Origin of the sequence: Citrobacter sp. 21OH12SH02A-Citro (assembly GCF_027919895.1) — a bacterium.
Lineage (GTDB): Bacteria > Pseudomonadota > Gammaproteobacteria > Enterobacterales > Enterobacteriaceae > Citrobacter > Citrobacter braakii.
The window spans coordinates 2862837-2883048 of record NZ_CP114801.1 but is presented as its reverse complement, the minus strand read 5'-3'; the positions used below and the strand labels follow the sequence as shown (position 1 = coordinate 2883048).

The 20212-nt window shown below is 48.9% G+C and carries 20 protein-coding genes and 1 pseudogene; 13 read left to right on the top strand and 8 right to left on the bottom strand.

The genetic code is table 11. The annotated features are described in order from the left end of the window. Positions 1-83 precede the first annotated feature (83 nt). Complete coding sequence (mfd, locus tag O6D90_RS14050) at positions 84-3530, bottom strand: transcription-repair coupling factor (RefSeq protein WP_016156210.1); 3447 nt, start codon at positions 3528-3530, stop codon at positions 84-86. Positions 3531-3648: 118 nt separating this feature from the next. Next, positions 3649-4713 carry an acyltransferase family protein gene (locus tag O6D90_RS14045; protein ID WP_016156211.1) on the bottom strand — a complete coding sequence of 355 codons (1065 nt, stop codon included), beginning with the start codon at positions 4711-4713 and terminating at the stop codon, positions 3649-3651. Between the two features lie 261 nt (positions 4714-4974). Here O6D90_RS14045 and lolC point away from each other — a divergent pair, with 261 nt between their 5' ends. The 5 genes from lolC to cobB all read left to right on the top strand — a co-directional run bounded on the left by lolC (position 4975) and on the right by cobB (position 10002). Beyond that, positions 4975-6174: a lipoprotein-releasing ABC transporter permease subunit LolC gene (gene lolC, locus O6D90_RS14040; protein WP_003030806.1), complete on the top strand. Its 1200-nt coding sequence runs from the start codon at positions 4975-4977 to the stop codon at positions 6172-6174. Beyond that, positions 6167-6868 (top strand): lipoprotein-releasing ABC transporter ATP-binding protein LolD, encoded by a 702-nt coding sequence (gene lolD, locus O6D90_RS14035; RefSeq protein ID WP_003832278.1) that lies wholly within the window; start codon positions 6167-6169, stop codon positions 6866-6868. Before lolC ends, lolD begins: the two co-directional genes overlap by 8 nt. Then, complete coding sequence (gene lolE / locus O6D90_RS14030; RefSeq protein ID WP_016152683.1) at positions 6868-8112, top strand: lipoprotein-releasing ABC transporter permease subunit LolE; 1245 nt, start codon at positions 6868-6870, stop codon at positions 8110-8112. The genes lolD and lolE overlap by 1 nt, the downstream gene beginning before the upstream one ends. Before the next feature lie 141 nt (positions 8113-8253). After that, a complete protein-coding gene (nagK, locus tag O6D90_RS14025) occupies positions 8254-9165 on the top strand; it encodes an N-acetylglucosamine kinase (RefSeq protein ID WP_016156212.1) in 912 nt (303 codons plus the stop codon). Positions 9166-9180: 15 nt separating this feature from the next. Next, positions 9181-10002 carry a Sir2 family NAD+-dependent deacetylase gene (gene cobB / locus O6D90_RS14020; RefSeq protein WP_016152685.1) on the top strand — a complete coding sequence of 274 codons (822 nt, stop codon included), beginning with the start codon at positions 9181-9183 and terminating at the stop codon, positions 10000-10002. A gap of 51 nt (positions 10003-10053) precedes the next feature. Here cobB and potD read toward each other — a convergent pair whose 3' ends face one another. Then, complete coding sequence (gene potD, locus O6D90_RS14015; protein WP_029139492.1) at positions 10054-11100, bottom strand: spermidine/putrescine ABC transporter substrate-binding protein PotD; 1047 nt, start codon at positions 11098-11100, stop codon at positions 10054-10056. 27 nt (positions 11101-11127) lie between these two features. Next, complete coding sequence (gene potC / locus O6D90_RS14010; RefSeq protein ID WP_003030794.1) at positions 11128-11907, bottom strand: spermidine/putrescine ABC transporter permease PotC; 780 nt, start codon at positions 11905-11907, stop codon at positions 11128-11130. Positions 11908-12146: 239 nt separating this feature from the next. Here potC and O6D90_RS14005 point away from each other — a divergent pair. Further along, positions 12147-12254: pseudogene (locus O6D90_RS14005) on the top strand (antitermination protein); the annotation flags it as partial. 139 nt (positions 12255-12393) lie between these two features. On the opposite strand, the gene O6D90_RS14000 reads toward O6D90_RS14005, so the two are convergent. After that, a complete protein-coding gene (locus O6D90_RS14000; protein ID WP_016156213.1) occupies positions 12394-12606 on the bottom strand; it encodes a KTSC domain-containing protein in 213 nt (70 codons plus the stop codon). A gap of 552 nt (positions 12607-13158) precedes the next feature. Here O6D90_RS14000 and cspE point away from each other — a divergent pair. The 3 genes from cspE (at position 13159) to O6D90_RS13985 (ending at position 14501) form a co-directional block, all read left to right on the top strand. Next, on the top strand, positions 13159-13371 hold the full coding sequence (gene cspE, locus O6D90_RS13995) for a transcription antiterminator/RNA stability regulator CspE (RefSeq protein ID WP_005127641.1): 213 nt from the start codon (positions 13159-13161) through the stop codon (positions 13369-13371). Between the two features lie 428 nt (positions 13372-13799). Beyond that, positions 13800-13988, top strand: coding sequence for a cold-shock protein (locus O6D90_RS13990; protein WP_071600303.1), 189 nt, complete (start codon positions 13800-13802; stop codon positions 13986-13988). 342 nt (positions 13989-14330) lie between these two features. Then, positions 14331-14501 carry a hypothetical protein gene (locus O6D90_RS13985; RefSeq protein ID WP_223949811.1) on the top strand — a complete coding sequence of 57 codons (171 nt, stop codon included), beginning with the start codon at positions 14331-14333 and terminating at the stop codon, positions 14499-14501. 203 nt (positions 14502-14704) lie between these two features. On the opposite strand, the gene O6D90_RS13980 is transcribed toward O6D90_RS13985, so the two are convergent. Then, the gene (locus tag O6D90_RS13980; RefSeq protein WP_016156215.1) at positions 14705-15790 is read right to left on the bottom strand and encodes an FUSC family protein; all 1086 of its coding nucleotides are present in this window, start codon (positions 15788-15790) and stop codon (positions 14705-14707) included. A gap of 1340 nt (positions 15791-17130) precedes the next feature. On the opposite strand from O6D90_RS13980, the gene cspG reads away from it, so the two are divergent. The 4 genes from cspG (at position 17131) to O6D90_RS13960 (ending at position 18226) form a co-directional block, all read left to right on the top strand. Continuing rightward, positions 17131-17343: a cold shock protein CspG gene (gene cspG / locus O6D90_RS13975; RefSeq protein ID WP_016152690.1), complete on the top strand. Its 213-nt coding sequence runs from the start codon at positions 17131-17133 to the stop codon at positions 17341-17343. Positions 17344-17353: 10 nt separating this feature from the next. Beyond that, positions 17354-17542, top strand: a complete 189-nt coding sequence (locus O6D90_RS13970) for a cold-shock protein (RefSeq protein ID WP_087121842.1) — start codon at positions 17354-17356, stop codon at positions 17540-17542. A gap of 73 nt (positions 17543-17615) precedes the next feature. After that, positions 17616-17846 (top strand): hypothetical protein, encoded by a 231-nt coding sequence (locus tag O6D90_RS13965; protein WP_019076503.1) that lies wholly within the window; start codon positions 17616-17618, stop codon positions 17844-17846. Between the two features lie 206 nt (positions 17847-18052). Then, positions 18053-18226 (top strand): GnsA/GnsB family addiction module toxin, encoded by a 174-nt coding sequence (locus O6D90_RS13960; protein ID WP_016152691.1) that lies wholly within the window; start codon positions 18053-18055, stop codon positions 18224-18226. A gap of 262 nt (positions 18227-18488) precedes the next feature. Here O6D90_RS13960 and O6D90_RS26380 read toward each other — a convergent pair whose 3' ends face one another. Beyond that, positions 18489-18554 (bottom strand): hypothetical protein, encoded by a 66-nt coding sequence (locus tag O6D90_RS26380; protein ID WP_367397984.1) that lies wholly within the window; start codon positions 18552-18554, stop codon positions 18489-18491. Between the two features lie 400 nt (positions 18555-18954). After that, positions 18955-20162 (bottom strand): IS3 family transposase gene (locus O6D90_RS13955; RefSeq protein ID WP_087776199.1). Its coding sequence is split into 2 segments (ribosomal slippage): positions 18955-19841 and positions 19841-20162, totalling 1209 coding nucleotides; the frame shifts between segments, so codons are not numbered across the junction. Positions 20163-20212 lie beyond the last annotated feature (50 nt).

Below are 20212 nucleotides of genomic sequence, written 5' to 3'. Positions count from 1 at the left end.
TGCAGTGTCGGGAAGTGCAGGGAAGTGCAAAGAGTTTGTAAATTCATCAGGCCGGGTGAGCGGAGGGCTCACCCGGCTTGACGCTAGGCTATGGCGTTCTCTTCAAGCTGGCGCATAAACTGGCGAACCCAGTCGATCCGTGCTTTACGCTCGCCCAATTCCTGCATGAATTTCAGGCGTGTTGGACCATCCAGACGGAAGTGCTGCGGTTGTTTTTGCAGTAAACCAATTAGCCAGACTGGGTTAACATGGTTTTTCTCGGCAAACTCAATAGTACCGCCTTTTTCATTGCCTTCGAGCTTTCTGATCCCCAGTTTCTGCGCCTGCTGGCGTAAACGGGCAATATCCAGCAACGTCCGGGCCGGGTCGGGCAGCAGGCCAAAACGGTCTATCAGCTCGACCTTAATTTCTTCCAGCTCGGTTTCGCCTTTCGCACTGGCAATGCGCTTGTAGAACGACAGTCGCGTGTTGACATCCGGGATATAGTTATCCGGCAGAAGCGATGGCATGCGCAGTTCGACTTCGGTTTGCTGGCTGGTGAGATCTTCCAGCGACGGTTCACGCCCTTCTTTGAGCGCATCGACAGCGTTTTCCAGCAGCTCCATATACAGTGAGAAACCGATGCTTTCCATGGAGCCACTTTGATCTTCGCCCAGCAGTTCCCCTGCGCCGCGAATTTCGAGGTCGTGGGTCGCCAGCGCAAAACCTGCACCTAAATCTTCCAGTGAGGCGATGGCTTCCAGGCGTTTTTGTGCGTCGGTGGTCATCGCTTTTGGATGCGGCGTTAGCAGCCAGGCGTATGCCTGATGGTGTGAGCGTCCCACACGACCCCGTAGCTGATGCAATTGCGCTAAACCGAAGTGGTCAGCTCGTTCAATGATGATGGTGTTGGCAGTGGGAATGTCGATCCCGGTTTCGATAATGGTGGTACACACCAGCACGTTAAAACGCTGGTGGTGGAAATCGTTCATCACGCGTTCCAGCTCGCGCTCGCGCATTTGCCCGTGGCCGATACCAATGCGCGCTTCCGGCACCAGTTCCGCTAATCTGTCAGCGGTTTTCTGGATATTTTCGACGTCGTTAAAGAGATAATAAACTTGTCCCCCGCGCATAACTTCACGCAGGATAGCCTCGCGTACCACCAGGTTGTCATATTCGCGCACAAAGGTTTTGACCGCCAGACGACGAGCGGGTGGTGTGGCGATGATCGACAGATCGCGCATGCCGCTCATCGCCATGTTGAGCGTGCGCGGAATTGGCGTTGCCGTCAGAGTCAGAATATCCACATCCGCGCGCATTGCCTTGATACGTTCTTTGTGGCGAACGCCGAAACGGTGCTCTTCATCGACAATCAGCAGCCCCAGATCTTTTAGCTTCACATCCGCTTGCAGCAGTTTGTGAGTGCCGATGAGAATATCGATTTTACCTTCGGCAACCTGCTCCAGAATCTGCGCTTGCTCTTTGGCGCTACGGAAACGGGACAGCATCTCAATGCGTACCGGCCAGTTGGCAAAGCGGTCGCGGAAGTTGTCGAAGTGCTGCTGAGCGAGCAGGGTGGTCGGTACCAACACGGCAACCTGCTTGTGATTCTCTACGGCGAGGAAGGCGGCACGCATCGCGACTTCGGTTTTACCAAAGCCGACATCGCCACACACCAGGCGGTCCATGGCCAGCGGTTGACACATATCGCTGAGTACCGCGTTGATCGCCTGCGCCTGGTCCGGCGTGGTTTCAAATGGGAAGCTGTCGCAAAACAGCTGATACTGTTCACGGTCATGCTTAAAGGCAAAGCCTTCTTTCGCTGCGCGCTGGGCATAAATATCCAGCAGCTCAGCCGCGACATCGCGGACTTTCTCAGCGGCTTTCTGTCGGGCGCGTGACCAGGCATCGCCGCCCAGTTTATGCAGCGGCGCATTCTCTTCCGCGCCGCCGGCGTAGCGGCTGATCAGATGCAGCGACGACACCGGCACATACAGTTTGGCGTCGTTGGCATAGGTGAGCATCAGGTATTCACCGGTAATGCCGCCTGCTTCCAGCGTGGTCATACCGGCATAGCGACCGACGCCGTGCTCCAGATGCACCACTGGCTGACCGGGATGCAGCTCCGCGAGGTTACGAATTAACGTGTCCGGGTTGATGGTGCGACGAGAATCCTGGCGGCGACGCGCCACACGTTCACCGAGCAGATCGCTTTCACAAATCAGCGCCAGATTGCGTTTGCTATCGATGAAGCCGTGCTCGGCTGAGCCAATCATCAGATAACGACCGTTGTCTACGGCTTCGTCGAGTCGCAATATCCGCTTCGGCGCGACTTTGATGCGGGCGAGCAGTTCGCCTAGCGCTTCCCGGCGTCCTTCACTTTCCACCGAGAAAATTACCGGACCGGTAAAGCCCTCCAGGAATTTACGTAATGCATCTAACGGTGCTTTTTGCTGTGCCTGAACGGCGATATCTGGCAGCTTCTGGAACCCGAGGTTGGTATTCGCCGCTTTCTTCGGCAGACTCTCGGTTTTCAGCTGAACACGCGGCCAGCGTTTAAGTTCAGAAAACAGCTCATCAACCCGCAGCCACAGCGATTCCGGTGGCAGAAGCGGGCGCATCGGATCAACGCCGCGATTCTCAAAGCGTGACAGGGTATCGGCCTGGAAGCGTGCAGCGCTGGTCTCGATATCGCCGGTATTTACTAATAACGTATTGGTGGGGAAGTAGCTGAACAGCGGCGGCAGCGGCTCGCTGAAAAACAGCGGTTGCCAGTATTCAATCCCCGTAGGTAATGTGCCTTTGCTGACCTGTTGATAAATATGCTCGGCGTCGCGTTTTACCTCAAACGTATCACGCCACTGACTACGGAACAGCTCAATGGCCGTTTTGTCAGTCGGGAATTCGTGTGCGGGCAGCAAATTAATGGCATCGACTTCTTCCAGCGTGCGCTGAGTGTCAGTATCAAACAGACGCAGGCTGTCGATTTCGTCATCAAAGAAATCCAGACGATAAGGCAATTCGCTGCCCATCGGGAACAGATCTAACAACGCGCCACGTGTGGCGTATTCGCCGTGTTCCATGACCTGATCAACATGGCGGTAGCCAGCACTGTCCAGTTGTTCGCGCAGGGCGTCGCGCGAAAGCCGCTGGCCTTTTTTCATGACCAGCGCATGACCGTGCAGATAACTGTGCGGACAGACACGCTGCATCAGCGTATTTACCGGAACGATCAGCACGCCGCGCTGCATGGCGGGCAGTTGATACAGCGTGGATAGCCGTGAGGAGATAATCTCCTGATGGGGAGAAAAGCTGTCATAGGGAAGCGTTTCCCAGTCAGGCAGGTTCATCACCATCTGGTCAGTAAACTGACGAATTTCATCATGCAGACGCAAAGCATTTTGCATGTCCGGCGCGATCAGCACCACTGGACCCGCGTGACGTTCGGCGATTTCGGCGACCAGCGTTGCGCAGGCGGCACCCGTAAGCTCACCCAACTGGCGCTGATCGGAAGCGCCCGTTGGGAGCGTGTAACGATGTTGTTCAGGCATTCGGTTGTCAGGATCTCGTTTAGATATACATCTGATAAGCAATGTTCTTTATTATCCGTGATCGTTTCTCATAAGCAAATTGATTCGCCCCCGAATGGGGGCAAAAAGCGCGAAGGGGTTAGCGCGAGGCGAGCGATAAAGAGGGCGGGGAAAAGAGCAGATCGGCCACGGTTTTTTGTGAAATCTTACGCACCAGCAGGCCAAACAGGGTGCACAGCAGCAGACAGGCGAACGGATACACCAGTAGCAGGGCCAGCTCCGCGTATGCAGGCCAGGCGGCATGATTGATTTTGGGGATAAGCGTTAAGCTGAACAGCTCAACCAGAATACGGTGTGTGGTGTAGATGGCGATGGTATTGGCGCCAATCACGCTTAACGGACTGGACGCGCGCATGCCAAAGTGGAGCTCGAACTGATAAAACAGCTTCATGATCAGCACAATGGAAAGGAGAGAAAGCAATAGCGAGACATTTGCCAGCCACGCGACGACGGCGACGATTGTGCAACCCAGAACAATGACCGCATGGCGGCGCAGGGGCACCTCCTTGATCCACGCCATCAGCGTTGCGCCAAACCATGCGCCGAGGCTATACCAGGGCAAATTGCGAATCACGCTGTTCATTCCCCACCACGGGGTCGGGAAAAAATTGATCGCCACGCTCAGCGCCACAAATAATGCTAACAACGGCATCGCCCAACGGCTGAAAATTTTACACAGAACAAAATAGACAATCAGCGCGTACAGATACCACAGGCTGGTGCTGGCGGTCAGCATCCCGTGGGTAAAACCCGCAATCGAATCCGCATAAGCGGCGTTGGCGGCATGGGTCAGATCGCGCTGCGGGGCGAGCCAGTTATTGAGCGCCACCAACGCCAGCCATTGCACCACACCCCAAAGCACAAGCACCCAGGCGATACTCCAGATCCGTTTATCCACGCAGGTTGTCCACGGGACGTTATCGATGTAGCGACGGATCAGATACCCCGAAATAAAGAAAAACACCGGCATGCGAAACGGTGCCAGGTACAAATTGAGGTAAATCCAGCATTTGCTCAACACCTCTGACAGTGGATGCTGAAAAGTGGTGAGGTGCGGGTAAAATGTGATCACCGAGTGGTAAATCACCACCAGACAAATGCATAACCCCTTGATTTGATTAATCCATAGTTCTTTTTTATTCATTGAGACGGCGCATCCATATTGATTGCAATAGCCTGCCATCCTGCGCAACCCGCTGTGTGCTGTAATGCGTAACTGTCTGCATTTTGTTTTTTTAGGATAAAGGTCAGGGATCAGGGTTGCAGGGGAGAGGGACAACTTTAGCGGTTTGATTTATTTATACTTTTAAGAATAGTGCTGACGAACACTTACGGTTCAGTCATTTACCCATTCCGCTTTCGCTTATATACTCGTGACTTTGCTAACAGCAACCAGACGGATTTCATGTACCAACCTGTCGCTCTATTCATCGGCCTGCGTTATATGCGTGGGCGTGCAGCAGATCGCTTCGGTCGCTTCGTTTCCTGGCTCTCCACCATTGGCATTACTCTCGGGGTAATGGCGCTGGTTACGGTGTTGTCGGTGATGAACGGTTTCGAGCGCGAGCTGCAAAACAATATTCTTGGCCTGATGCCTCAGGCCGTCCTCTCGTCTGAACAGGGTTCTCTAAACCCGCAACAGCTACCGGAAAAAGCGGTGGTGTTGAACGGCGTCAACCGCGTTGCACCGATAACCACGGGGGATGTGGTACTGCAAAGTGCGCGTAGCGTGGCAGTCGGCGTGATGCTGGGTATTGACCCGGCGCAAAAAGATCCATTAACGCCATATCTGGTCAATGTGAAGCAAACAGATCTGCAGCCGGGTAAGTATAATGTCATCCTCGGAGAGCAGCTTGCCGGGCAACTGGGTGTTAATCGTGGCGATCAAATTCGCGTGATGGTGCCCTCAGCCAGCCAGTTTACCCCCATGGGGCGTCTGCCGAGCCAGCGTCTGTTTACGGTAATTGGCACCTTCGCCGCCAACAGCGAAGTCGACGGCTACCAGATGCTGACCAACATCCAGGATGCATCACGTTTGATGCGTTACCCGGTGGGCAATATTACCGGCTGGCGTCTGTGGCTGAACGAACCGTTAAAGGTTGATACGCTGAGCCAGCAAACGCTGCCGCAAGGCACCAAATGGCAGGACTGGCGCGAGCGCAAAGGGGAATTGTTCCAGGCCGTGCGTATGGAGAAAAACATGATGGGGCTGCTGCTTAGCCTGATCGTGGCGGTGGCGGCATTTAATATTATTACCTCGCTGGGTCTGATGGTAATGGAGAAGCAAGGGGAAGTGGCGATTCTACAAACGCAGGGGCTGACGCCGCGGCAGATAATGATGGTGTTTATGGTGCAGGGGGCCAGTGCCGGGATTATCGGCGCGCTGCTGGGCGCGGTGCTGGGCGCATTACTCGCCAGTCAACTGAACAACCTGATGCCAATTATCGGTGTGCTTCTGGATGGGGCTGCGCTGCCGGTCGCCATTGAGCCGCTGCAGGTTATCGTCATTGCGCTGGTGGCGATGGCCATCGCGCTGCTGTCTACGCTTTATCCTTCCTGGCGCGCTGCCGCCACTCAACCCGCTGAGGCTTTACGTTATGAATAAGATCCTGTTGCAATGCGACAACCTGTGCAAACGCTATCAGGAAGGCACAGTGCAGACCGATGTACTGCACGATGTCAGTTTTTGCGTCGGTGAAGGTGAGATGATGGCGATTGTCGGCAGCTCCGGTTCCGGTAAGAGTACGTTGCTGCATCTGTTAGGCGGGCTGGATACGCCAACTTCCGGCGATGTCATTTTTAGCGGTCAGCCGATGAGCAAACTCTCGTCGGCGGCGAAAGCGGAACTGCGCAATCAGAAGCTGGGCTTCATTTATCAGTTCCACCATCTGCTGCCGGACTTTACCGCGCTGGAAAACGTGGCGATGCCGTTGCTGATCGGCAAGAAAAAACCGGCTGAAATCACCGAGCGCGCACGGGATATGCTGAAAGCAGTAGGGCTGGACCATCGTGCCAGCCATCGTCCGTCTGAACTGTCAGGCGGTGAACGCCAGCGCGTGGCCATCGCTCGTGCGCTGGTGAATAACCCGCGCCTGGTACTGGCGGATGAGCCAACGGGTAACCTTGATGCGCGTAACGCGGACAGCATTTTCGAGCTTCTGGGTGAGCTGAACCGCTCTCAGGGCACGGCATTTTTGGTGGTGACACACGATCTGCAACTGGCGAAGCGCATGAGCCGCCAGCTTGAAATGCGCGATGGTCGCCTGACGGCTGAACTGAGCCTGATGGGAGCTGAGTAATGGCTTCGCCTTTATCGTTATTGATTGGTCTGCGTTTTAGCCGTGGTCGGCGGCGCGGCGGCATGGTCTCGTTGATCTCCGTGATTTCCACCGTTGGCATTGCGTTAGGCGTCGCGGTGTTGATCGTCGGCTTAAGCGCCATGAACGGATTTGAGCGTGAGCTGAACAACCGTATTCTGGCCGTGGTGCCGCACGGTGAGATTGAAGCCGTGAATCAGCCGTGGAACAACTGGCAGGAAGCGCTCGACAAGGTACAGAAGGTACCAGGCATTGCTGCTGCGGCGCCTTATATTAACTTTACCGGGCTGGTGGAGAGTGGGGCGAACCTACGCGCAGTGCAGGTGAAGGGCGTTGACCCGCAGCAGGAGCAGCGTTTAAGCGCGCTACCCTCGTTTGTGCAAAACCACGCATGGGATAATTTCAAAGCGGGTGAGCAACAAATCATTATTGGTAAGGGAATTGCCGATGCGCTGAAGGTGAAGCAGGGCGACTGGGTATCGATTATGATCCCTAACGCCAGTGCGGATCATAAGTTACAGCAGCCTAAACGCGTGCGTTTGCACGTCACGGGGATCCTGCAACTGAGCGGTCAGCTCGATCACAGCTTTGCCATGATCCCAATGGAAGATGCGCAGCAATACCTGGATATGGGATCCAGCGTTTCCGGGATCGCGCTGAAAGTGAACGACGTGTTTAACGCTAATAAGCTGGTGCGAGACGCGGGTGAAGTCACCAATAACTATGTGTACATTAAGAGCTGGATCGGTACTTACGGTTATATGTATCGCGATATCCAGATGATCCGCGCCATTATGTATCTGGCGATGGTGCTGGTGATTGGCGTGGCCTGTTTTAATATCGTTTCCACGTTAGTGATGGCGGTAAAAGACAAAAGCGGCGATATTGCGGTATTAAGAACCCTGGGGGCTAAAGATGGCCTTATACGTGCCATTTTTGTCTGGTACGGCCTGCTGGCGGGGCTGTTCGGTAGCCTGATAGGCGTCGTCATTGGGGTAGTTGTCTCGCTGCAACTGACGCCAATCATTAACGGGATTGAAGCTCTTATCGGCCATCAGTTCCTGTCCGGCGATATCTATTTCATTGACTTCCTGCCATCGGAATTACACTGGCTGGATGTGATTTACGTGCTGGTGACAGCACTCGTGCTGAGTCTTTTGGCAAGTTGGTATCCGGCGCGTCGCGCCAGCAATATTGATCCTGCGAGAGTACTTAGCGGCCAATAACAATATATACACGAAAGCATTCATGCGGCGGTAAGTCGGCAAACCGAAATCTCCATGAGCATAGATAACGATGTGACTGGAGGGTGAGTGCGCAGCCAACCCCAAGGCATCTTGAAGGATGACGTGTATCAAGGAGCGGTGATGTATTACGGATTTGACATCGGCGGAACCAAAATTGCGCTGGGCGTGTTTGATAAGCAACGTCGTTTGCAATGGGAAACACGCGTCCCTACGCCTCGCGACAGTTATGACGCTTTCCTTGATGCGGTCTGCAATCTGGTGACGGAAGCGGACCAGCGGTTCGGCGTTAAAGGTTCGGTAGGCATCGGCATTCCTGGCATGCCGGAAACGGAAGACGGCACGCTGTATGCGGCCAACGTTCCTGCTGCCAGTGGTAAGCCGCTCCGCACCGATCTCAGCGCTCGCCTTGACCGCGATGTGCGTCTGGATAACGATGCTAACTGTTTTGCTCTTTCCGAAGCCTGGGATGACGAGTTCACCCAATATCCACTCGTGATGGGGTTGATCCTCGGCACCGGTGTTGGCGGCGGTCTGGTGCTTAACGGGAAATCTATCACCGGGCGCAGCTATATCACCGGCGAGTTTGGTCATATCCGTTTGCCAGTCGATGCGCTGACGTTGATGGGCTTTGATTTCCCATTGCGCCGCTGCGGGTGCGGTCAACTGGGATGCATCGAAAGCTATCTTTCCGGCGGTGGATTTGCGTGGTTGTATCAGCATTACTACCATCAATCGCTGGATGCCCGGGAAATTATCGCGTTGTGGGAGCAGGGTGATGAACAAGCACGTGCCCATGTTGAACGCTATCTGGATTTGCTGGCGGTGTGCCTTGGGAATATCCTGACTATCGTCGATCCTGATTTGGTGGTGATAGGCGGAGGTTTGTCGAATTTTACCGCTATTACGACGCAACTGGCGGACCGACTGCCACGTCATCTGCTGCCGGTTGCCCGGGTGCCGCGTATTGAGCAGGCGCGGCACGGTGATGCGGGCGGGATGCGCGGAGCCGCTTTCCTACATCTTACCGATTAATACAAAGAGGTTGTTATGCTGTCGCGCCGGGGTCATCGGTTAAGCCGCTTTCGTAAAAATAAACGCCATATGCGCGATCGCCTGCGTCAACGAATCTTTTTCAGAGACAGAGTGGTGCCTGAATTGATGGAAAAACCAAGAGTGCTGGTACTGACGGGAGCGGGAATCTCCGCTGAGTCAGGAATTCGAACCTTTCGCGCGGCGGATGGTCTCTGGGAAGAACATCGGGTAGAGGACGTTGCGACTCCGGAAGGATTTAGTCGTAATCCGCAACTGGTCCAGTCGTTTTATAACGCCCGTCGTCATCAGTTGCAACAATCAGAAATCCAGCCTAACGCGGCGCATATCGCGCTGGCAAAACTCGAAGCCGAGCTGGGCGACCGTTTTTTACTGGTGACGCAGAATATTGATAACCTGCATGAACGTGCGGGCAGCCAGAACGTAATCCATATGCACGGCGAACTGCTCAAGGTTCGCTGTTCGCAAAGCGGGCAGATTCTGGAGTGGACTGGCGATGTGACTGCGGAAGATAAATGCCATTGTTGCCAGTTTCCGGCGCCGCTGCGCCCGCACGTGGTGTGGTTTGGTGAAATGCCGCTGGGCATGGATGAAATTTATATGGCACTGGCAATGGCCGATGTGTTCATTGCGATTGGTACATCGGGCCATGTATACCCGGCAGCGGGGTTTGTGCATGAAGCTCGACTACATGGGGCGCATACGGTAGAGCTAAATCTCGAACCGAGCCAGGTAGGAAGCGAGTTTGAAGAGAAGTATTACGGTCCGGCAAGCCAGGTGGTGCCTGAGTTTGTTGAGAAGTTATTGAAAGGACTGTGATTTTTTTGCCCGATACGCGCAGCGCTATCGGGCATTCCTTACAACGCTGAATTAACGTCCTGCTTTCAGCTTCTGATAATACTCTTCATAGATAGCGCTGGCGGAACCGACATCGTTCTGCCATTCCCCTTTGTTGATGGTTTCTGCATCAGGGTAGAGGGTTTTATCGTTCGCGACTTCAGGGCTTAACAGCTTACGTGCTGCCAGGTTTGGCGTCGGATAACCGATGGTTTCCGCGACTTCTTTCGCCACGTCCGGGCGCAGCAGGAAGTTAATCAGCTTCAGCGCACCTTCTTTATTTTTTGCGTTTGCTGGAATAGACAGGCTATCCATCCAGAAAATCCCACCTTCTTTCGGCCATACCACTTCCAGCGGTGTACCTGCCTGACGCGCCACATACGCGGAGCCGTTCCACACCATCCCCAGATTGACTTCGCCTTCCATATACGGGTTGGCCGGGTTGTCAGAGTTAAATGCCGCGACGTTAGGCATCAGCTTCTTCAATTCGTTATAGGCGGCTTCAATCTCTTTAGGATCGGTGGTATTGCCGGAGTATCCCAGCTTGCGCAGCGCCATCTGGAACACTTCACGCGCATCATCCGTTAACAGCAGGCTACCTTTGTACTCCGGTTTCCACAGATCGGCCCAGCTGGTTACTGTTTTCGGGTCGATGGCATCGCTATTGATGCCAATGGCCGTCGCACCCCAGATATACGGGATAGAGTAGTCATTGTTGGGGTCGAATGGCTTGTTGAGCATTTCCGGATCGAGGTTGTGGAAGTTGGTCAACGTCGACTTGTCGATCTTCTGGATCATGCCTTCTTTGCGCATTTTATCGACGTAATAGGTGGACGGAACCACCAGATCGTATGCGCCGTCTTTATAGGTTTTGAGCTTGGCGTACATGGTTTCGTTCGACTCGTAGGTCGAATAGATAACCTTAATGCCGGTCTCTTTGGTGAACTGCTCCAGCAGTCCAGGCGGGACATATTCGGTCCAGTTATAGAAATAGAGCGTGTTGTTGTCATTAGCGTGAGCGGCGCTCATGCCCAGTGCCAGAGCACCCGCCGCGAGCAGGTGGCGTGACCATTTTTTCATCATTTAACGTCCCCTGAATTAAGGGCCTTAGCGGCCCTTGGTTTTATCACGTGCAATAAGCTGGCTGGCAATCACCATAACCAGCGACAGAACCAACAAAATGGTCGCCAGCGCGTTCACCTCTGGTGATACGCCGACTTTTACCATTGAGTAGATTTTTAACGGCAAAATTTCATAACCAGGCCCGGTAACGAAGGACGACACGACGACATCATCCATCGACAACGTAAAGCTCAGCAACCAGCCGGCAGCCACTGCAGGCATTGCCAAAGGCAGTATAATCTTGCGCAGAATAGTCACTTCACTGGCGCCGAGATCTTTGGCGGCTTCAAGCATTCGTACATCAAAACCTTTCAGACGTGAGTAAACCGTCACCACCACAAAAGGTAGACAAAAAGTGATATGCGAGAACAGCAGTGACCAGAAACCCAGTTGAATGCCGATCAGCATAAACAGCACCAGCAAAGAAATCGCCATTACGATATCCGGCGACATCATCACCACGAACAGCATGCCGCTGACAAACGGTTTACCGCGAAAACGGTAGCGGTACAGTGCAACCGCTGTGAGTGAGCCGATCAGCGTGGCAAACGTGGCGGATAGCACCGCCATCGTCAGCGAGTGTTGCGCTGCCTGTAGCAGGCTGTCGTTGTTCATCAGCAGGCCGTACCATTTGGTGGTAAAACCTTGCCAGTTGATGCCAAAGCGCGAGCTGTTAAAGGAGTTCACAATCAAAATAATGATTGGAATATACAGATACGCGTAGATGGCGGTCATAAAACCGCCTCTGAGCAGCCGACCGATCATTCGCGTTTCACCTTCTTGTTCAGAAGGCGCGATGTTTTCAGAGTATTGAAAATAATCAACTTTTTCTCTTCTCCAAAATCTCTCCAAAACTTCCCGCCAAAACAGATAGCCAAAAAGAAGCAGCTATCACTAAGGCCGCGAATTTTACAACAATTTTTAGGATGATCGGGGAAAAAAAGGCCATTTAAATGACCAGCTTTACCCATTCCTGACTGCGAGTGTCGGTATAGCAATCGGTTCAGGGAACAATTAACGCACGCTACCGCTGTGGTGGTAAAGGGGAGGTACTTGACTGCAAAGCCACGAAAGAGCATGGCGTCCCAGTGTTTGAAACCTGTGAACGCTGCAGGGAGCATGCTTAACGAAGGGTAACGAAATTGACGGGAATAGTGGTTTTTTGGATATCAATTTCCTGGCCCGGTGGTAACAAAAAACAGAAAACACCAGAACGGCGTTTTACGCTATCTACAGCGTAAATTTCTTGAATCACCCTGTTTTACGACACAAGAATTTACCTTTGATGACACCGTCAAAGAAACGGCCTTTAGATTGCACTGTGAGAAAAGAGTTATAGATGCTTTCAGGAACGCCCACATACTGGAAAGTTGAAGAATTTACGAACCCAATCTCCAGTGTCTTTTCTAATGGGTAGTAACCAATAAATTTTATTTTTGATGAAATCATTGCCTGTCGTTGCATTTTTTCTCCTTCAAATTTTTTAATTTTCCTTCTCTGATAATACACTGATATGAAACAAAAGGAGCATAGTTTTGTAAATGTTATGGCTGTTTCAGAATTTACTGGTTGGATGAAATGATTTTCTTTGTTGCTTTAATTTCCTGAACTGCGAAAAATAGCACGAAAATTCGTTGCTGGATTTTTACGGATTGAAACGGGATTTCCTTTAAGTGACTGATAAATATATTCTATTTTATTTTTCGTTATCCAGGGGACGACAGGCTGTATGTTATTGCTGGTGAACAGAACTCATTGATTATGCTGTCTCAGTTTCCATTTCTAAGATTTTGCGAAAAATTAAATGAAAAAATAACTTGCTATTGTTTGTGGGGTGTGTGATTAATGAGGGGTTGGTTAGGTACACAGACCCATTAAAGCGGTTTAGTAAAGCAGTTCTCATCTCAAGCGTTATCCACAGATAATCCTTTCTTTTGAGCCTTCTTATCGTTACTAATTAGATTGTGTGCGAAGCCCTTTTCGCCGTAAGGCTACATAGAATTTAAGGAATTACCTGTGTCTAATAAAATGACTGGTTTAGTAAAATGGTTTAACGAGTCTAAAGGTTTTGGTTTTATTACCCCTGACAATGGTAGTAAAGATGTGTTTGTACACTTCTCTGCTATTCAGAGTGGTGGCTTTAAAACGCTGAATGAAGGCCAAAAAGTTGAGTTCAGCATTACTGCTGGTGCAAAAGGGCCGTCAGCTGAAAACGTTGTAGCTGCCTGATATTTTTCCTGATGTAAACTAATATACGATAGCGAAGACGGTGAATGCCTGAGTAGATATATTAGTTTTTCAGAAACTCAACATCTGTCAACATAAAGCTGAACAGATGTCTGAGTCTAATCATTGGGTAGAACAGTTGAAATGATTATTTTATGAATGTCATTTGTTGTTTTACCTCTGTAGTTTTTCTTGCACGCTTAAGTGCATTCGTAAAAGCTAACAACATCCCAAAAATCGCTGGTGCTATAATATAAAGAAAATTATATTATTTTAGATTCCTCATGTGAACTGATAAGAAATATTTATTTTTTATTGCTTTTAATAGTGAGTTGTAACCTGATACTGAAAACCAAGAGAAATTATTAGTTAAATAGATCTTTTGGATATCACTGCGGTAGTGAGTGTTGTAGCAAATAAAGGCTAACATCATGACCGACCATATTTATTTTAAGTGCCCTTGTTGTCATGGGTCACAGTACAGAACTTCACATTTTGATGTGACTGAGAAAAATCCCTTTGGTGCAAAGTGTATTTTTTGTAAATCATCAATGATCACACCTGATAACTATGCGCCATATACTTCCAGTAAATCAAATGAACAGGTGTTGCGAAAGTAACATTTGGCTCTGACCTTCCAGTTAAGGCGGCAAGATTCATTATCATTGCCAGGCACTGGTTTAAGTCCAACAAGGGCCGTCAGTCTGCTACTACCTCATCGAATTGAGCGGGCGACTTTTGAACTTGCAGGAGACGAGGGTTTGATCCTCTATGGTTACACCATGAATAAAAACCTCGTTCTAACGGGGTTTTGTCATTTCAGGGTTATCCGTGCAACATACAAGTAAGTTGGGCAAAGAATTGTATTTTTTGTTTTGCTATTAACATCATGTCTGATGTGTAACGGTATTACTAATAACCATATAAAGGGCAACGCATTGAGAATCATACAAAACCATATTATGGCCCAGGAAATTGGTGAAACAGTTATCCAGCTACTTGAAAATGGCAAAAGGGTTACGACCGGGAATATCATTGATTTGCTCGAACGGAAAAGTCATGCCTTGCACGGTCAAGAGGCCGATGAGATAAGAGAAATATTGATATTTATCAGGAAAAAATCTGTTCTGTAAACGAGCTATAAATCACCTACGGTGCTCACGGATTATGGTTTCTCAATCAAAGACCTACTGAGAGGCATCTAGCCTGGTAGTGCAAAACTCTTCTTTTCTGGCCCACACAATAAAATAGGCCTTTTTCATTACTAAAAGATAGGTTGTGATATCTGGACGGTGTGAGGCAATAATGATTACATATTTTTCGGTTGACATTGAAATCAATTATTTTCTGTAAGCGCTTTTGTGATTAAGGTTGATAGTGCTTCAAGTTGGATAGCAAGCTGAATGCTCAACCAGACATATCCGTGAACGGCGCTTTCAATGATTTCCTCGCCCTCATTGGCGAGTAAAAGACAATGCAACTCTTTAGTAATTTCGAGAAGATGCTCGCTATTTGATGCTATCGGCGTTGGGTTTCCTTCATGCAAGGCATGTGCGAGGGTGTTGAGGGTGCTACGGGTCATTTTTTCCATATCTGACAGCGTGTGAGTATTCAATATGAGAAATCGACTGCCACGGGATGCCCAGTGGGCATTTATCTGAAATTTTTGCGCCGCTATCATATCGCGGGTTATCGATTGAATATCTTCAAGTAGACTCTTCGCAATCTTTGTTTCTTTATTTACTGGTGTAATAAGGCTGCGCATTTTTACTACATTATTCAGCGCTCGCGTTTGAAGTTTGGCCATTCTCGGGGGCGCAAGAACGTTTCGGGAGACTCCCGCCGTTGTTATTTTTAGATAATCAGAAAGAAAGTCAGCAAGTTGTATACGCCAGTTAATGAATGCTCTTTGGGGAAAAATGCTGGTAAACAACATCGCCAGAATGCATCCTATAATAATGTTGGTGCTTCGCCACAATGCTGTTTGTAAGTCTCCTGCAGGAGCGCTGCTGACAACCGCCAGCGTGATACCAATCAATAATGCGGCATAGGGACGTTTACTCATGGCCAGAAAACCACAAAGGAAAGCTGCGCATCCACACCACAGCATCATCATAGTGAGAGAGTACATTTCAATGTGTAATGCGATGATCCCCAAAATCGCACCCCCTACAGTTCCCGCCATACGTTCAAGTGCCCTGGGTATCACATTGCCCATGTAACTAATTGGTCCCATGACCACAACCAGTGTAATCAGGGGCCAGGAGTGGTCTGGTAAATTCAACATTCTTATCAGTAAGAAAGTTATAACAAATGCTAAAGCAATACGGATCCCATGAACTACGCGATAGTTGCGGTAAATCTTAAGTTCTAAAGGACTTATCGGTTTATTCCGTTCAATGGAAAAAATATTGTTTTTCATTGGTTAAAATCTTTAACATAGACAGAATTATAAAGAATGTTCAGATATACACTGAAAAAATAAACTCGTCTTACTTTTTTAACTTATAAAAAAGGAGGGCGATGCCTGATATAGGTTATTGTTAATCAATTGCTAATGCAGTAGCGAAAGAAGAAGTAATTTTTAATACCCACATTATCTTTGGATTTGCCATTATGGTGGTAAGCGGTTCTACACATCTTGAGTGGCCCCTGACTTAAATTCAACATGTTGACTTTGACAGATATTAAAAAGTTGTGGACTTCCAAAATACTGGTTAGCATGTTTAAAACGTTTTCTTTTTCAGGTTGTTATAAGGCTAAGCAAAACAGGTCAGATGGTTTCTGTGCACGGCTTTATATCAGCAACGGTATCATTATATTTATAACATATGCACTTTGATGAGCTAAGGCCCGGACCAAAGCTCATGAGATATAAGTTCTGGCTACATTAGATGGAAGCAGTACACAACCTATTCATGTGTTATCGAAAAGCAACTACGTAAACAGAAAGTGCAAGTGCGAGAAATATCCAGTATTGAGAATGGTAATGGAAAAGTTTGAGCATAAATATCCTCCACAGATTCGGTTCCTAATTAATGGCAGATTTAAATGTCAACAACAAACAAAAAAGCATGGGTATTGATTGTTTGATTGTTTCATATTGTTTCAGTGATGTGCTATGACGGTGCGTTTGCACCAACAATAAGATTCTTGCATTGTTATGGTGAGCTTAGTGTCAGCCGGGCATTAAGACGCGATCAATCTACTGATAAATATAACCCAGGCAGCCATATGCGGCTTGTTCTATCCTGTCTGTTACTCTTTGCCAGCCGCAAACCGATACCACAAATCTTGCCCGCCACCTGAATGCCGCAAAGCACACCGGAAATCTTGCCGTTCCTGCCAAAAGCAAAACAGCCGGAGCTGACGTTGTAATCCTCTCTGACATGCTCGGAAATTTCGTGGTAGACCCTAAATATTATGCTGAGATGGAGGAAATACGACTCTTCCGTGAGTCAAAATCCCTGAAAACTTAGGGTGATAGATAAAGGTCTTAAGCAGCATGACATAATTTTCGATTTAAGCTATTTAAATTCATTTTTATGATAAGAATCATGTGCGATTTCCCTATAAAACTAAATCTTGCTATGTTTGGTTAATCATGCGTTAATGAATTCTTGGTTTGTAACGAATTTATCTAAAGCAAGTGCTGTAATAATTTTATTTCTTGTTCCTGTTGAGACTTCCTTGCTGGCTTTTCTCTCTGATGATTTTTTCGGACCATTCTGCCCAAGGGCTTACTCAAGAAAGGTAATAATTATGTCTAATAAAATGACTGGCTTAGTTAAATGGTTCAATCCTGAAAAAGGTTTTGGGTTTATCACCCCTAAAGATGGCAGTAAAGATGTGTTTGTACACTTTTCTGCTATCCAGAGTAATGATTTCAAGACGCTGAATGAGAATCAGGAAGTTGAGTTTAGTGTTGAACAGGGACCTAAAGGCCCCTCAGCAGTTAATGTCGTGGTTGTATAAGGTAACTGTTATTACACATCATATTCACTTCAGATGCCCGTGTTGCCACGGATCTCAGTACAGAACGTCGAGCTTTGATGTTACTGAAAAAAATCCTTTCGGAGCAAAATGTATTTTTTGCAAATCGGTAATGATTACATTTGACAATATTGCGCTATACATTCGTTCTGGTCAGACTTTGTTAGATTTTAGAAAATAAAGTTCAGGTTCCTTATGGAGCCTTTTTTGTATGCTAAACCGTTCATCTTTGTACGAACAATCACGGTATCATTATGAAAAAAGTAATCGTTTTTTTTAACTCAGAACCGGCAGTTGTTGTATCCGTAATGAAGGGAATTACTTCGATAATGCGTGAGTTTCCCAATGGGGAAAAAGCACACCTGTCCGTGATGTCAGCAGGATTTCCATCTCTGACAGGAGACCATAAAATAGTTTATGTTGCCTCTGATCGCGATGTCAGTTCCGAAGAGATTCTCGAGGCAGCATCGAAGCTTTTGAAGTGACATCTGATTGTTTCTTTACCGACCGAGATAGTAGTCCAGTGGTTTGCAGGTTTTTTGCGCTTTTCTTGTATGAAGATTGCACTGCAACCTCTTGATTATTGAGTCTTTCCATTCTATCTTTTAAACATGTCAGCGCTGTTATAAGTGCTCCACGGGGAATGTTACATACTTGGCGTTGATACGTTAGAGATCAAGAGAGGTAAATAATGAACGTCGAAGAGTTAAAAACAAAAACTGAAGCGGATATTTCTGAATTCATTACAAAAAAAATTGTTGAACTCAAAAAAAAGACAGGAAAAGAAGTTTCCGACATCCAGTTTACTGCTCGTGAAAAAATGACTGGGCTTGAAAGCTATGATATTAAAATTACATTGATCTAATTGTTAAAAGACCCAGCTTGAATGAAAAGCATTATCTTAAAAGGTAATGCTTTTTTATTACTGTCAAAAAATTTGGATGTTGTCAAAACCTTCATTTTTAACCATAGAGACAAGGCCTGATTTTTTAATGGGGCCTTTCCGATGCCAGCCCGCGCTATCGGGCTACTGCTGGCTCAGGGCAGGGAATGCACTTGTCGAATATTTCGTGGTCAGTGGGTATCACATTGAGGGGAGTGGGATGACGTAGTAGCCTGCGAATGGGTTAATTATCATTTCGGTCGGGATTGTTAGATAACCCAACTCCTACTTTTACCGCAGCAAACAACATAATGCACAGAGCGGTAATGACGGTAAATACCAATGAAAGGCTGGTAATCATAAATTTTCTTCATTTCAGATGGATTTGATTATTAGACTAAGGAATAAAGGAAAAGTTCAGGGTAAATATCATAGTATTTCCCGGAAGAAATATCGAAGCGGGTCATTGTATACCAGAGCGGACTGCAGAGAGCCGTATCGAAGAGTGGCGGAGCAACGGTCTCAACGGCCCCTGTGGCTGCAAATATCTATCTTGGCAAACGTCGTCATCTACCCTGTGATATCCCCCTTTTGGATAAAAAATAGGAAGATAAATTAAATGGTTAAATTTTATCCAAACGTGGTACAGTGAATCTCATTCATCGAAAGGGTATGATCTTGACCCGCCATTTCCGGACAGCTTTTGTATCTTAAGTTAACGATGCCCGCTGCCGCCGGTATTCTCTCGGAGAGTGATATCCCAGCGCACTATGCGGGTGATTTTCATTGTAATGCGTGAACGCCGCTGCAAGGTTTCGCAGGGCTGTTCTCACATCCGGTTTCGGCATGAACGCGATATAGTCTTCCTTCATCGTCTTCACGAACCGTTCGGCCATGCCATTGCTCTGCGGGCTGCTCACCGCTGTTGTACATGGCTCCAGATTCAGCTCTTTGGCGAACCTCCGCGTTTCATGCGCGGTATATGCTGAACCGTTGTCCGTCAGCCACTGCACCGCTGTGTCGGGCAGCCTGTCGCCGAAGCGCTTTTCCACCGACCTCAGCATCACATCCTGCACGGTCGAACTGTCATAGCCTCCCGTGCTTGCTGCCCAGTCTATGGCCTCACGGTCGCAGCAGTCCAGCGCGAACGTTACCCGCAGTTTTTCGCCGTTGTCGCAGCCGAACTCGAAGCCATCTGAACACCAGCGCATATCGCTTTCTGCCACCGCTATCTTGCCCTTATGTTCACGCTTCGGTCGCTCTGGTTTGTGATGCAACAACAACAGGTTATGCTCGCTCATTATCCTGTAAAGCCGTTTGGCATTCACAGGTGGCTGTCCCTCTGTGCGACGTTGCTTGCGCAGGATGCCCCACACGCGTCGATAACCATAACTCGGCATATCGCTGATAATGTTGAGGATAGCCGACAGTATTTCTGCGTCTGCTTCTTCATTACGCCGGTTACAGCGCCTGTCCTGCCAGTCGGCAGAACGGTTAATCCGCAGTGACAGTTGCGCACGCGACACGCCCATGGTCCGGCTGACCATGGCTATTCCCCGTCCTTTGGCAACAAGGGCGCGTGCGCTATCCATTTTCGCGACTGACCGTACTCCACGGCTTCTTTCAGGATCTCAACTTCCATCGTCTTCTTGCCCAGAAGGCGCTGAAGCTCCCGGACCTGCTTCAGAGCAGCAGTAAGCTCAGAAGCAGGAACGACTTCCTCTCCAGCCGCAACGGCGGTGAGGCTGCCTTCCTGATATTGCTTCTTCCACTTAAACAGCAGGCTGGGCTGGATACCATGCAGGCGGGCGACATGGGAGACATTCATACCCGGCTCCATCGTCTGCTGGATAATGGCGATCTTCTCCTGAGGAGTTTTACGTTTACGGACTTCTTGCCCTAACAGGATCCCGGTCATCTCAAAATTGGTGTTAGTGTTAGACATATATTCAAGCCTATCTCTTATCT